This is a genomic window from Streptomyces sp. NPDC045778 (assembly GCF_056431945.1).
Window position 1 is genome coordinate 85,375 of sequence record NZ_JBWKJZ010000023.1, and the last position, 14,051, is coordinate 99,425.

The 14,051-nt window shown below is 71.7% G+C and carries 12 protein-coding genes; 8 read left to right on the forward strand and 4 right to left on the reverse strand.

Features of this window, described 5'->3' with window-relative positions:
- Window positions 1–18: 18 nt before the first annotated feature.
- From AC07GB_RS27075 to metK, 7 genes are all read left to right on the forward strand, one after another.
- Window positions 19–1,131 carry a quinone-dependent dihydroorotate dehydrogenase gene (locus AC07GB_RS27075; RefSeq protein WP_478849783.1) on the forward strand — a complete coding sequence of 371 codons (1,113 nt, stop codon included), beginning with the start codon at window positions 19–21 and terminating at the stop codon, window positions 1,129–1,131.
- A complete protein-coding gene (gene pyrF, locus AC07GB_RS27080) occupies window positions 1,128–1,970 on the forward strand; it encodes an orotidine-5'-phosphate decarboxylase (protein WP_478849785.1) in 843 nt (280 codons plus the stop codon). Before AC07GB_RS27075 ends, pyrF begins: the two co-directional genes overlap by 4 nt.
- Before the next feature lie 361 nt (window positions 1,971–2,331).
- Window positions 2,332–2,655, forward strand: a complete 324-nt coding sequence (locus AC07GB_RS27085; protein ID WP_016638838.1) for an integration host factor — start codon at window positions 2,332–2,334, stop codon at window positions 2,653–2,655.
- Between the two features lie 62 nt (window positions 2,656–2,717).
- On the forward strand, window positions 2,718–3,275 hold the full coding sequence (gmk, locus tag AC07GB_RS27090; RefSeq protein ID WP_478849787.1) for a guanylate kinase: 558 nt from the start codon (window positions 2,718–2,720) through the stop codon (window positions 3,273–3,275).
- Window positions 3,276–3,301: 26 nt separating this feature from the next.
- Complete coding sequence (gene rpoZ, locus AC07GB_RS27095; protein ID WP_478849789.1) at window positions 3,302–3,574, forward strand: DNA-directed RNA polymerase subunit omega; 273 nt, start codon at window positions 3,302–3,304, stop codon at window positions 3,572–3,574.
- Between the two features lie 109 nt (window positions 3,575–3,683).
- Entirely contained in the window at window positions 3,684–4,892 is a 1,209-nt protein-coding gene (gene coaBC / locus AC07GB_RS27100; protein WP_478849791.1) for a bifunctional phosphopantothenoylcysteine decarboxylase/phosphopantothenate--cysteine ligase CoaBC, read from the forward strand.
- 309 nt (window positions 4,893–5,201) lie between these two features.
- Window positions 5,202–6,416, forward strand: a complete 1,215-nt coding sequence (metK, locus tag AC07GB_RS27105) for a methionine adenosyltransferase (protein WP_172384542.1) — start codon at window positions 5,202–5,204, stop codon at window positions 6,414–6,416.
- 62 nt (window positions 6,417–6,478) lie between these two features.
- Here metK and AC07GB_RS27110 read toward each other — a convergent pair whose 3' ends face one another.
- The 4 genes from AC07GB_RS27110 to AC07GB_RS27125 are packed head-to-tail and all read right to left on the reverse strand — an operon-like array spanning window position 6,479 to window position 11,626.
- Window positions 6,479–7,561 (reverse strand): hypothetical protein, encoded by a 1,083-nt coding sequence (locus AC07GB_RS27110; protein WP_478849793.1) that lies wholly within the window; start codon window positions 7,559–7,561, stop codon window positions 6,479–6,481.
- 42 nt (window positions 7,562–7,603) lie between these two features.
- Window positions 7,604–9,565: a hypothetical protein gene (locus AC07GB_RS27115; protein WP_478849795.1), complete on the reverse strand. Its 1,962-nt coding sequence runs from the start codon at window positions 9,563–9,565 to the stop codon at window positions 7,604–7,606.
- Window positions 9,562–10,317: a TIR domain-containing protein gene (locus AC07GB_RS27120; RefSeq protein ID WP_478849797.1), complete on the reverse strand. Its 756-nt coding sequence runs from the start codon at window positions 10,315–10,317 to the stop codon at window positions 9,562–9,564. Before AC07GB_RS27120 ends, AC07GB_RS27115 begins: the two co-directional genes overlap by 4 nt.
- A 13-nt stretch (window positions 10,318–10,330) precedes the next feature.
- On the reverse strand, window positions 10,331–11,626 hold the full coding sequence (locus AC07GB_RS27125) for a helix-turn-helix domain-containing protein (protein WP_478849799.1): 1,296 nt from the start codon (window positions 11,624–11,626) through the stop codon (window positions 10,331–10,333).
- A 236-nt stretch (window positions 11,627–11,862) separates the two neighbouring features.
- On the opposite strand from AC07GB_RS27125, the gene AC07GB_RS27130 reads away from it, so the two are divergent.
- Window positions 11,863–14,013 (forward strand): primosomal protein N', encoded by a 2,151-nt coding sequence (locus AC07GB_RS27130; RefSeq protein WP_478849801.1) that lies wholly within the window; start codon window positions 11,863–11,865, stop codon window positions 14,011–14,013.
- Window positions 14,014–14,051 lie beyond the last annotated feature (38 nt).

Genomic DNA, 14,051 nt, shown 5'->3' on the forward strand with positions numbered 1-14,051 from the left:
CCTCATGAGGACACCAGCATGTACGCATTCTTCTTCCGGCTCGTCTTCCGGCGCATGGACCCCGAGCGCGCCCACCACCTCGCCTTCGCCTGGATCCGCCTGGCCGCGCGCGTCCCCGTCCTGCGGACCTTCGTGGCCGCCGCCCTGGCCCCCCGCTACAAGGAGCTGCGCACCGAGGCCCTGGGCTTGCGCATGCACGGCCCCTTCGGGCTCGCCGCCGGCTTCGACAAGAACGCCGTAGCGATCGATGGCATGGCCATGCTCGGCTTCGACCACGTGGAGATCGGCACGGTCACCGGCGAGCCGCAGCCCGGCAACCCCAAGAAGCGCCTCTTCCGCCTCGTCGAGGACCGCGCCCTGATCAACCGCATGGGCTTCAACAACGACGGCTCCGCGGCCGTCGCCGAGCGCCTCGCGGCCCGCGAGCCGGTCTTCAAGCCCGTCGTCGGCGTCAACATCGGCAAGACCAAGGTCGTGCCGGAGGCCGAGGCCGCCGCCGACTACGTGAAGTCCACCGAGCGCCTGGCCCGCCACGCCGACTACCTCGTCGTGAACGTGTCCTCGCCGAACACGCCGGGCCTTCGCAATCTCCAGGCCACCGAGTCGCTGCGGCCCCTGCTGACCGCCGTGCGGGAGGCCGCCGACCGCAGCGTCGAGGGCCGCCGCGTCCCGCTGCTCGTCAAGATCGCGCCCGACCTGGCCGACGAGGACGTCGACGCGGTCGCCGACCTCGCCGTGGAGCTGGGTCTCGACGGCATCATCGCCACGAACACGACCATCGCGCGCGAGGGCCTCGGCCTGACCTCCGACCCGGACCTGGTCGCGGAGACCGGCGGCCTGTCCGGCGCGCCCCTCAAGGAGCGCTCCCTGGAGGTCCTGCGCCGCCTCTACGCGCGCGTGGGCGACCGGATCACCCTGGTGGGCGTCGGCGGCATCGAGAACGCCGAGGACGCCTGGCAGCGCATCCTCGCGGGCGCGACCCTCGTGCAGGGCTACAGCGCCTTCATCTACGAGGGCCCGTTCTGGGCGCGCGGGATCCACAAGGGCCTCGCCGCGCGGCTCGCCACCTCCCCGTACGCCACGCTCGCCGAAGCGATCGGCGCCGACACCCGAAAGGCCTCCGCCGCATGAGCCCCCAGGAACCCTTCGGCGCGCGCCTTCGCCGCGCCATGGACACCCGCGGCCCGCTCTGCGTGGGCATCGACCCGCACGCCTCGCTCCTGGCGGCGTGGGGCCTGGACGACGACATCAAGGGCCTGGAGACCTTCACGCGCACCGTCGTGGAGGCCCTGGGCGACCAGGTGGCCGTCTTCAAGCCGCAGGCGGCCTTCTTCGAGCGCTTCGGCTCGCGCGGCGTCGCCGTCCTGGAGCGGGCCGTCGCGGAGCTGCGCGCCGCCGGTGGCCTGGTCGTCATGGACGCCAAGCGCGGCGACATCGGCTCCACCATGGCCGCGTACGCGGAGGCCTTCCTGCACCCGGACGCGCCGCTGTTCTCGGACGCCCTGACGGTCTCGCCGTACCTCGGCTACGAGTCCCTGCGGCCCGCCGCGGACCTCGCCCGCGAGAGCGGCTCCGGGCTCTTCGTGCTCGCCCTGACGTCCAACCCCGAGGGCGCGGAGGTGCAGCGCGCCGAGCGCGGTGACGGCCGCACCATCGGCGCGACCATGCTGGCCCACCTCGCGCGCGAGAACGCCGGCGCCGCGCCCATGGGCTCGTACGGCGCGGTGGTCGGGGCCACCCTCGGCGACCTGTCGTCCTTCGACCTGGACATCAACGGGCCGCTCCTCGCTCCCGGCATCGGGGCGCAGGGGGCGACGCCCGCGGACCTGCCCCGCGTCTTCGGCGCGGCCCTGCGCAACGTCGTGCCGAACGTGAGCCGCGGCGTGCTCAAGGCCGGACCCGACGCCGGGGCGCTGCGGGACGCGGCCGCGCGGTTCGCGGACGAGGTGCGCCAGGCGGTCGGCGGCTAGTCCGCAGGGCCTGGCGGTCGGCGCGCGACCTCGCGCGGGGGCCGGTCTCGGCCACGTGTGTGTTCCGCATTCGGCCCGGTGGACGTTCCGTGGACGTCGTGCACCGACGGCGTAAGGCCGCCGAACTGACGCGTTGCTTACGCGACACCCGGCCAAAACAGGGGCGAATTGCCCGATATGCCCGGTCCAACGGAGGCTGACCAGGACTTTTCGCTTGTTCTCGCTGACTCAGGCGGCCATGGCCGCTAGTCTCCGACCAGAGCCAACGGGCAAGAGCGTTGCACGTTGCTCCCCTGGTGTGGGGCGACTAGGTTCCTCACCGGTCCGTATCCGACAGTTCGATCTTCGAGGTGACGTAGGCGTGGCTCTTCCGCCCCTTACCCCTGAACAGCGCGCAGCCGCGCTCGAAAAGGCCGCCGCGGCTCGCCGGGAGCGGGCCGAGGTCAAGAATCGACTCAAGCACTCCGGCGCCTCCCTGCATGAGGTCATCAAGCAGGGCCAGGAGAACGACGTCATCGGCAAGATGAAGGTCTCCGCCCTCCTGGAGTCCCTGCCGGGCGTGGGCAAGGTCCGCGCCAAGCAGATCATGGAGCGCCTCGGCATCTCCGAGAGCCGCCGCGTGCGCGGTCTCGGCTCCAACCAGATCGCGTCCCTGGAGCGCGAGTTCGGCGGCAGCGGCGCCTGACGGCCCCGCGCCGTCCGGTGAACCTGGTCTCAGGCACCTCTGAGAACCTGGATAATCGCTGCATGAGTGAACGTCCGCGGCTGACCGTGCTCTCCGGCCCCTCCGGGGTCGGCAAGAGCACGGTCGTCGCCCATATGCGCAAGGAACACCCCGAGGTCTGGCTCTCGGTCTCGGCGACGACCCGCAAGCCGCGCCCCGGCGAGCGCCATGGTGTGCACTATTTCTTCGTCTCCGACGAGGAGATGGACAAGCTGATCGCCAATGGTGAGCTGCTGGAGTGGGCGGAGTTCGCGGGCAACCGCTACGGCACACCCCGTCGCGCGGTCATGGACCGCCTGGAGGCGGGCGAGCCCGTCCTCCTGGAGATCGACCTCCAGGGCGCCCGGCAGGTGCGGGAGTCGATGGCCGACGCCCAGCTGGTCTTCCTCGCCCCGCCGAGCTGGGATGAGCTGGTGCGCCGCCTCACCGGCCGCGGCACCGAGGCGGCCGAGGTGATCGAGCGCAGGCTCAAGGCCGCGCGCGTGGAACTGGCCGCGGAGCCCGAATTCGACACCACCCTGGTCAACACCTCGGTCGAGGACGTAGCGCGCGAGCTGCTAGCCTTGATGAAAGTTGTTTGATCTTCACCCCCTTCGGAAGGCAGAGAGTGTCCTCTTCCATCACCGCGCCCGAGGGCATCATCAACCCGCCGATTGATGAGCTGCTCGAGGCCACCGACTCGAAGTACAGCCTCGTGATCTACGCCGCCAAGCGCGCCCGTCAGATCAACGCGTACTACTCGCAGCTCGGTGAGGGCCTCCTCGAGTACGTCGGCCCGCTCGTGGACACCCACGTGCACGAGAAGCCGCTGTCGATCGCGCTCCGCGAGATCAACGCCGGCCTGCTGACGTCCGAGGCCATCGAGAGCCCGGCGCAGTAAGCAGTCATACGTTCACCACAGGCCCGGCAGAGCACCTGCCGGGCCTGTGGTGTGTCATGGAGTCGTACGCGCGCGGCAGCGACCGCGCGACCGAGTGCGGGGAGGCACGGTGGACAAGCCGAAGGTCGTTCTGGGGGTCAGCGGGGGAATCGCCGCCTACAAGGCGTGCGAGCTGCTGCGCAGGCTCACCGAGTCCGGCCACGACGTACGCGTGGTGCCCACCGCGTCCGCGCTGCACTTCGTCGGCGCCGCGACCTGGTCGGCGCTGTCCGGCCACCCCGTCTCCACGGAGGTCTGGTCCGACGTCCACGAGGTGCCGCACGTACGCATCGGGCAGCACGCCGACCTGGTGATCGTGGCCCCCGCCACCGCCGACATGCTGGCCAAGGCCGCCCACGGCCTCGCCGACGACCTCCTGACGAACACGCTGCTCACGGCCCGCTGCCCGGTCGTCTTCGCGCCGGCCATGCACACCGAGATGTGGGAGCACCCGGCCACCCAGGAGAACGTCGCCACGCTGCGCCGCCGCGGCGCCCTCGTCGTGGAACCGGCCGTCGGCCGCCTCACCGGCGTCGACACCGGCAAGGGGCGCTTCCCCGAGCCCGCCGAGCTGTTCGACGTCGTACGCCGCGTCCTCGCGCGCGGCACGGCGGCCCAGGACCTCGCGGGCCGGCACGTCGTCGTCAGCGCGGGCGGCACCCGCGAGCCCCTCGACCCCGTGCGCTTCCTCGGCAACCGCTCCTCCGGCAAACAGGGCTACGCCCTCGCCCGCAGCGCCGCCGCGCGCGGGGCCCGCGTCACGCTCGTCGCGGCGAACACCACGCTGCCGGACCCGGCGGGCGTCGACATCGTGCCCGTGGGCACCGCCGTGCAGCTGCGCGAGGCCGTCCTGAAGGCGGCCGCGGACGCCGACGCGGTGGTGATGGCCGCCGCCGTCGCCGACTTCCGCCCGGCCGCGTACGCCGCCGGAAAGATCAAGAAGCGGGACGGCGAGGACCCGGCGCCCCTCACGCTCGTCCGCAACCCGGACGTCCTCGCCGAGCTGTCGGGCGACCGCCCGCGCCCCGGACAGGTCGTCGTCGGCTTCGCGGCCGAGACGGACGACGTGCTGGCCAACGGCCGGGCCAAGCTCGCCCGCAAGGGCTGCGACCTCCTCGTAGTCAACGAAGTCGGTGAGCGCAAGACGTTCGGCTCTGAGCGGAACGAGGCCGTGGTGCTCGGTGCCGACGGCAGCGAGACGCCGGTGCCCTACGGACCCAAGGACGATCTCGCCGACACGGTCTGGGATCTGGTCGTACCGCGCCTTGACCGGTCGTAACACCGGTGAACCCATCGGTCCGGATCGTGGCCGGACCGATGGCTGGAATCGGCCCCTGGCGCATCATGCGCCTCTCCGGCCTCTTTAAACCCGCCCTAAACCCGCCAAATGCGGGCCTTGAGCCCTCTGGTGGAGACCGATCGTCGTATCGCACAATGCAGTGCCGCAGGTCACAGGCCTCTGTTCTGGCGAGAGAGGTGGCCATGCGGCCGTGTGTGACCGATAAACTGGTCTCGGACGTCGTCGAGCGCAGCTCTCGGCCCGTCCATCAATGATCAGCCAGCAGCCGCTGCAACCACAGGGAGCGATGTGTCCCGCCGTCTCTTCACCTCGGAGTCCGTGACCGAGGGTCACCCCGACAAGATCGCTGACCAGATCAGCGACACCATTCTCGACGCGCTTCTGCGTGAGGACCCGACGTCCCGGGTCGCCGTCGAAACGCTCATCACGACCGGCCTCGTGCACGTCGCCGGTGAGGTCACGACCAAGGCGTACGCGCCGATCGCGCAGCTGGTGCGCGAGAAGATCCTCGAGATCGGATACGACTCCTCGAAGAAGGGCTTCGACGGCGCCTCCTGCGGCGTCTCGGTGTCCATCGGCGCGCAGTCCCCGGACATCGCGCAGGGCGTCGACACGGCGTACGAGAGCCGCGTCGAGGGCGACGAGGACGAGCTGGACCGCCAGGGCGCCGGCGACCAGGGCCTGATGTTCGGCTACGCCTGCGACGAGACCCCGGAGCTGATGCCGCTCCCGATCCACCTCGCGCACCGCCTCTCGCGCCGCCTCTCCGAGGTCCGCAAGAACGGCACCATCCCTTACCTGCGCCCCGACGGTAAGACCCAGGTCACCATCGAGTACGACGGCGACAAGGCCGTCCGCCTCGACACGGTCGTCGTCTCCTCGCAGCACGCGTCGGACATCGACCTGGAGTCGCTCCTCGCCCCCGACATCCGCGAGTTCGTCGTCGAGCCGGAGCTGAAGGCCCTGGTCGACGACGGCATCAAGCTGGAGACCGAGGGCTACCGCCTCCTGGTCAACCCCACCGGCCGCTTCGAGATCGGCGGCCCGATGGGTGACGCGGGCCTGACCGGCCGCAAGATCATCATCGACACGTACGGCGGCATGTCCCGCCACGGCGGCGGCGCCTTCTCCGGCAAGGACCCGTCCAAGGTGGACCGCTCGGCGGCGTACGCGATGCGCTGGGTCGCCAAGAACGTCGTGGCCGCGGGCCTCGCCTCGCGCTGCGAGGTCCAGGTCGCCTACGCCATCGGCAAGGCCGAGCCGGTCGGCCTCTTCGTCGAGACCTTCGGCACCAACACGATCGACACGGACAAGATCGAGCAGGCCATCAGCGAGGTCTTCGACCTCCGCCCGGCCGCGATCATCCGCGACCTCGACCTGCTCCGCCCGATCTACTCCCAGACCGCCGCGTACGGCCACTTCGGCCGCTCGCTGCCGGAGTTCACGTGGGAGAAGACGGACCGCGTGGACGCGCTGCGTAAGGCCGCCGGTCTGGAGAGCTGACCGCCTGCCGCTCGTTCACCGAGGCCCGGTGCCCCTCGACGGGGGCGCCGGGCCTCGGTGCGTCAGTCGTCGGAACCGGTCGGCATCGACACGTCGTCGTCCCCGTCGGGTTCAGGGGGCCCGAAGCGCCGCCGGATTTCGTCGATGACATCAGGCCGGTCGTGGGCGCGGGCCAGGTTGATGAGCCGATGGAGGAACATCTCGCGTTCCGGATCGTCGGGGGAGATGCCGAACCACTTCAGGAAGGCATCGACCGTGTCCGAGTCGGTCGAGCCGTGGCTCTGGCCGGCCCCGTAGGGAATCGAGGCGTCGGCCCAGCCGGTGGGGGACTGCCGCTCGCTGTCGGACTCGGTCGGTCCGACGCCGGGAGAAGGCGGCGGTACGAGGTGCTCGAAGGGCGGCGCCACCGCATCGTTGTTCGCCGCTGCCGAGAGGCGGGCCAGGAGACCGATCCGATCGACGGTGCCTTCGACTTCCTCGTCGTTGCGTGACAACCACCAGACGACAGCACTGCCCGTGTCCTTCAGGACGTCGTTGCCGAGGTAGGTCCTCTTGCTCCGCTCGTAGTTGCGTTCATGCTCCCAGACGTCCTCGTCCTTACGGACGTCGGAGAGCTTGCACAGGCGCTCGCGGTCCTGTTCCGGCAGGCTCAGCGACACGTCCTGGGCCATGGCCAGTACCCGGCCCGTGGGGTCCGTTCGCATGGTGCCCAGTGCCCCGTTGAGCTGATGCTGCACGAATGCGCTGCGAGTGGGCGGTTGCCGTTGTGTGAGCTGCTGGGCCCGTTGCAGGATGGCGTCCACGGCCAGGCCCGCGGGGTTGATGACCGGGGCGTCCTCCGGGGCCTCCAGTTCGGTCCAGAGAACGGTCGCGGCGAACCAGAAGTCGTAGTCAGAGGTGGAACTCGGCAGCGCTACATGCGTGACCCGCAGCTCAGGCCGCTCCAGCGTGAACAGCTCGGACTGGGGATCGAGGACCGTGTCGGACGCCTGCTCGTCGGCTCCTCGGCTGAGGACGCGGTGGATGACGCCTGCGATGATCGGCAAGAGCACCGCTGTCGCGGGCCAGGCCCACAGCGGCCAGCTGGTGCTCAAGCCGAGGATGACAAGGATCAGCCCCAGGATGACGGTGACGAACAGCGTCATGGTCTTCCGGCCGGAACTCATCGTGAACCCCCGATGTCCGCGTCAGACGGCGTATGGATACGACTCGATGCCCTGCTGGGTATCGATCGCGTGAAGCAGCCGGTCGACGGTCTCCGCGCGATCGGCGACGGCTCCCTCGGCGGCGCGCTGCCACCCCCGCGCGGCCCGGTAGAGGCGCCCCGCCGTGCGGGAATCCGCAGCACAGGCAGTGGCCAGGACCTCAAGGACGTGGTCCCGATGTTCGGTGTAGGCGACGCACGCGCTGAGCCAGTGGGACACGGGCCCGGCCCACCACTCATCCGGCCGGCGCAGCGCCGCCGACCAGCCCTGGACCAGCGACGCCCGGACGCGCGGGGAGCGGATGCGGCGAATGGGATCGGCGAGGGCGAGGAACAAGGTGCTGTCCCTGGCCGCCCACGTGTGCCGGTCCCTGTCTGTGCTCAGCCGACTGAGCATCAGCTCGTAGAGACGGTTCTCGGAGCGGGCCAGCGACACGGCCGCCTCCTGGGCGGCGGCGCCGGTCCGGGCCTTCCCCCGGCGCGCCAGGTGATGGAGGCGCACGAGAGCCTGGTCCGGGTGGGTGAGTGCCATGGACTCCGAGCAGACCAGTACGAGGACGTGCCTCAGCCCCTCGTTCGTGTCCGCCGCTGTGGACCAGTCGTAGATCTGTTGGCGGAAGTAGCGGCCGTGCTGGTCATCGGAGAGACCGAGCGCCAGGAGTTGGGCCGCGTCCGGCACGTAGCGTGTGGCCGCGTCGGCGTGTGCCCACCGCTCCACCAGGGCCTTGAGGTCCTCCGGGCGGTGACATCGCAGGCCCTGTTCGGCGAACCGGGCCACGGCCGCCTTCCGCTCGGCGAGCCCGAGACCAGGTGAGGACATGCAGTCCTGGAACCAGTCGCGCAGCTGTCGCCTGACATCCGGCATGTACGTCCAGAAGTGGTCACGGACGGCGCTGTCGTAGCCGGGCAGGGCGAAGCACACACGGCCGTCGGCGTCGACCTCGGCGCGGACAGCCGTGAACTCGGCGTACAGGTCGGTGCGATCGAGCCGAGGGGTCTCGTCATGCGGATGGCTCAGGGCTTTGAGAAGGGCGTTCGTGGCGTGCAGAACGGTGCTCGGCGGCGAGCCGTGGAACATCGCGAGGGACAGCAACAGGGCCCGGCGGCGGCCGCTTTCCTCGGCGGCGACGTCCGCGGCGACGCGGCCGGCCTGATCGTGCTCGTCGGCCAGGGCCGCGGCGAGCCACCGGGGGAAGCCGCGATCCGCCCCGTCGGTGTCGCGGTGCCGCCTGATCCCGTCGGCGAGGGCTGCCACCTTGTGCAGCGGAGCGCGGGCCAGGTAGGTCCTGAGGTCCTGGTCGTCGAGGTCGGCCGCGGTGGGCTCCATGCCTTCGCACCGCAGATGCCGGGCGAGCACACGGACAGCGCTCGGGCGGCCTATGTCGGCGCTGAGGTGTCTGAGGTCGTCGCGCAGCAGATAGCCGAGGTGGTGCGGCAGCACCACGGCGAGATGGGCGTCGAGCGAGGTGAGGCGGTCGCGGAAGGCGAACAGGTGGCGCTGCATCTCGACGTACCGTGCCTCCTCCGCCTCCGACAGGTCCAGCAGGAGCCGGTCACCCGCGCTGACCTCGCGGGTGTCGAAGACGGAAGCCGCGGAGTCGTCCAGGGTGTCGGGCAGTTCGTGGAGACTTCCCTGTGAGTCCGGCAGCTCGTGCAACAGCATCAGAGCCGCCGCGCGCCGGCCGCTGCCGGGCGGACCGTCGAGCAGGACGACACGTGCTTCTCGCAGCACCTCGCGGACCCTCGTGAAATGCGGTGGGTCCACGAAGCGCTGGTAGAGGTGGATGCGGTCGGTCCGGGAAATGGTGCGTGGCCGTCCGTCTGCCTGGTCGCGGAGGCGTGACGTGGCCGCGGCCGCTGCCACGTAGAAGTTGTATTGAGGCCCTTCACCTCCGTGTACCGAGCCGTGGGATTCGTGGACGTACGTGCCGACGTTCTCCGTCATCGGTCTCCTTGCCTGCGCGTCCGGCGGGTGCGAGGGCCGAACTGATGGCGGACGGTGCCGCTGTCCCCCGTGTAGTAGGTGGTCCCGTCACCGTTCTCGTGGTGGTTGTTGACCATGTCGCCGCTTCCGGTGTGCAGGGGGCTGTGGGATTCGCCGACGAAGGTCCCGACCGAGCCGCCGACGTGGCCGATGCCGCCGCTCTGATGCTCGTTGTGGACGCCGGTGCGTTCGTCGGGCTCACCATTGCTCCGGGCCTGCCCCTGCCTGTCCATCGCGGCCAGGCCGGGGACCTGCTGCACGAGGCGGTCCCCGAGGCTCACCAGGTCCGTGGCGAAGGTGCGCAGCTGGACGCGCGCGTACTGGCACACCGCGAGCTGCGCGATGGCCTTGGGAAGGCGGTGGGGGGAGAGCTGCTCCAGCTTGCCTGATGCCAGGACGGGGACGACGAGTACGCCTGAGTCGAAGGCTTCCTCGATCTCGCGACGCACCCAGTCCTGCGGGTCGGCCAGGGCGCGCCTGCCCGGACGCTTGCGGTCCGGGGCGTCGAGCCAGTGCTCGTCGACGATCACGAGCAGCACCCGGCTGCGGCGTACCGCCTGGGGTATCGCCTGCGTGAAGTCGTTCCCGACCCCGATGGATCCACCGGCCAGGAAGACGCTGTCGGGCCCGAATCTGTCCGCCAGTGCCTCTCGGCACATGTAGGCGAGTTCTTTGCCGCCCTTGGTGCGGAAGTTGATGAAGATCTCGTGCACGGCTGTTTCCTCTCTAGGAACCGGTGGTGCAGGCGATCGCGTCGGCCAGGTCAGGAGCGAGGGCACGTACCGATGGCCGGTCGCGGTGGCGTCCGAGCGTGTGGGAGAGCCGGCGCAGGTCGGCTGTCACCGTCGCGGAGCGGGTGAGACTCACGGAGGCCAGGGCCTCGGAGGCAATCTCACAGGCGTGATCGATCTCGCCCGCAGCGGCGTGAGCTAACGCGCGCCGGACGTTGTGCCGGCCGCGGGTCCGGAAGGCGTGGGCGGGTATGCGCCTGGTCTCCTTGTCGAGCAGAGCCGCTGCCTGCGCGGGGCGGCCCAGGTCGTACAGGCACCAGCCGGTGAACATCGAGACCACGTCCGGCAGGTGGGAGGTGCCGAGTACCGGCCGGGCTGGATCAGCTACGTCCCGCGCCAGGAGTTCACGGGCGCGGTCGAGGCTACGCATGCAGGCCGTGTGGTCGCCCGCGACGGCGGCGCTCTGCGCGAGGTGCTGCGCGGCGAGGCCACGCACCCGGGCGGACGCGTCGCTGAGCAGTGCCCGTTCGGCGAGCTGGCCTGACTCCGCGACGTCGCCTCGATACAGGCTGATGAGCGAGTGCCGGACGTGCGCGTAGGTCGCGAGGTCGGGATCGTCGCCGGCATCCGCGAGCCGCGCGGCCCGCTCGGTCCACCAGCGGGCCATGGCGTCCTTGCCGCACTCCTGCGCCATCCATCCCGCGTACTCGGCGTAGCGTGACGCGATGAGCAGCAGGGCTCGTCGCGTACGAGGGCCGGCGTGCGTGGCCAACTGCTCGAGGCTGTGCGCCTGTGCGGCGAGGGCGGGCAGAACGCCAGCCGGGCCGGAGGCCTGGCCGAGCCGCCGGAGCTGGTCGAAGATCAAATGGGCGGCGTCCACGACTGTCGCTGCCACCTCGTCGGGCGGCGGATCGGCCAGGCCGTCGCTGACTTGAAGCGCCAGGGCGGATGCGGCCCCCGCAGAGATCATTCGGCGGCGCGTCATCCTCTGGACGCTGCTCGAGCCGTCCTTGTCCACGTGCATCAACCACACCTCACTCTCGTGACCCGGACCGACCGGAGAAGGAGGGGACGAGGGGACGGGGATCAGGTCGGCGAGAGCGCCCTCGGCTTTGAGCTGGGCGTCACACAGGCGTGCCAGCTCGACTGTGGGGCGTTTGAGTCCCCGCTCGACCTTGCTGAGCTGGCTCTTGCTGTAGTGCACGCGCTGCCCGAGCTGCTCAAGGGAGAGCCCGGCGCCCAGGCGCCTTCTGCGCAGTTCCCGTCCGAAATTGCGTATCTCTTCCGGCACTTCAACCTCCGTCACTCTCCGGCCGGCGGCCGGAGAGCGCCGGGATTCAGCGTCTGGCAGCCGACGGGGCCGAACAAGGCGAATGGAGCGTTTCCCGTTTCCTCATCCGGAGGGAAGCCGACCTCTCACCGAGTGTCGAGAAAGCAAAATCGGCCAGGACACGCCTGGGGGCGGTACGCGAGGTCCCGTTGTCCCGCCACCGTCGGTTGTCCGACCCGTCTGGTAGGAATTTGGCTGTGAGCAGCGAGAACGAGGCAGGGGGCGGGGCGGCGGGTGAGGGGCCGGAGCAGCTTGCGCTCATTCGGGAGAGTGTGCGGAAGGCGAAGGCGCCGAAGGCCAAGCCGCGGACGTGGCGGGGGGCCGCGCTGGCCAAGGAGCTGCCGGTGGCGCGGGTCGTCGTGGACAAGGGCGTGCTGCACCTCGACCGGTACTTCGACTACGCGGTGCCGGAGGAGCTGGACGAGCAGGCGCAGCCCGGGGTGAGGGTGCGGGTCCGCTTCGGAGCCGGCTCCAGGAACGTGCGCGAGGGGCGGCGCGAGGGCGGCGGCCTGATCGACGGCTTCCTGGTCGAGCGTGTCGCCGAGTCGGACTACAGCGGGCCGCTGGCGGCCATCGCCCAGGTCGTGTCGCCCGAGCCGGTGCTCGACGAGGAGCTGCTCGGGCTCGCCCGGGCCGTGGCCGACCGCTACGCGGGCAGTCTCGCGGACGTGTTGCAGCTGGCGGTTCCGCCCCGGCACGGCCGGGCCGAGGGGCGGCCTTCGCCGGTCGCGCCCGCGCCGCCGCGGGCGCCGGACGCCGGGTCGTGGCGGCGGTATGCGCGCGGGCCGGAGCTCGTGGCCGCGCTGGCGGCGGGCGGGGCGCCCAGGGCCGTGTGGACCGCCCTTCCGGGGCCGCTGTGGGCCGAGGAGATCGCCCGGGCCGTGCAGGCGACGCTCGCCTCAGGGCGCGGCGCGCTGGTCGTCGTGCCCGCCGGGCGGCCCGCGGCCCGGGTGGACGCGGCGCTGCGGGCGCTGCTCGGTGAGGGGCAGCACGCGCTGCTCACCGCCGACGCGGGTCCTGAGCGGCGGTATCGGGAGTGGCTGGCCGTGCGGCGCGGGGCCGTGCGGGCCGTGGTCGGGACGCGGGCCGCCATGTTCGCCCCCGTGCGCGATCTCGGCCTCGCCGTCGTCTGGGACGACGGGGACGCCAGCCACAGTGACGACAACGCGCCGTTCCCGCACGTCAGGGAGGTCCTTGAACTGCGGGCCTCGCGGGACAGGTGCGCCTTCCTGCTGGGCAGCTGGGGGTGCACGGTCGAGGCCGCGCAGCTCGTCGAGAGCGGGTGGGCGGTGCCCGTCGTGGCTGACCGGGAGCAGGTGCGGGCCGCGGCACCGCTGGTGCGGACCGTGGGGGACGGCGACCTCGCGCGCGACGAGGCCGCCCGGGCCGCCCGGCTGCCGAGCCTGGCCTGGCGGATCGCCCGGGACGGCCTGAAGCACGGCCCGGTCCTCGTGCAGGTGCCCCGGCGGGGGTACGTACCGCGGCTCGCCTGCGAGCGGTGCCGGGAGCCCGCGCGGTGCCGGCACTGCGCGGGGCCGCTGGAGGCGCGGGGCGCCGCGGCCTTGGTGTGCGGCTGGTGCGGGCGGGACGAGGCGGCCTGGCACTGCCCCGAGTGCGGTGGCTTCCGGCTGCGGGCGCAGGTCGTGGGCGCGCGGCGGACCGCCGAGGAGCTGGGGCGGGCCTTTCCCGCGGTGCCGGTGCGGACCTCGGGGCGTGAGCAGGTGCTCGACACGGTGGGCGGGGCGCCCGCCCTGGTCGTGAGCACGCCGGGGGCGGAGCCCGTGGCCGAGGGCGGCTATGCGGCGGCGCTGCTGCTCGACGGCTGGGCCATGCTGGGCCGTCCTGACCTGCGGGCGGGCGAGGACGCGCTGCGGCGGTGGATCGGTGCCGCCGCGCTGGTACGTGATCAGGGCGCGGGCGGCACGGTGGTGGTCGTCGCCGAGCCGACGCTGCGGCCGGTGCAGGCCCTGGTGCGGTGGGACCCGGTCGGGCACGCGGTCCGGGAGCTGGCCGAGCGGGCGGAGCTGGGGTTTCCGCCGGTGTCGCGGATGGCGTCGGTGACCGGTGCTCCCGAGGCACTCACGGAGTTCCTGGGCCAGGCGGAGCTGCCGCCGGACGCGGAGATCCTCGGTCCTGTTCCGGTGCCCGCGGCCGAGCCCGGCCGCCCGCGCCGCCCCGGAGACGCCCCGCCGGGCGAGCGGTGGGAGCGCGCTCTGGTGCGGGTGCCCCCGGGCAGCGGCGCGGCCTTGGCCCGCGCCCTCAAGGCGGCGCAGGCCGCGCGGATGGCGCGCGGGGTGGCGGCGCAGCAGACGGTGCGGGTGCGGGTGGATCCGGCGGACATCGGGTGACCCGGTGGCCCGGGGGACCGGGAGCCCGGTGACCCGGT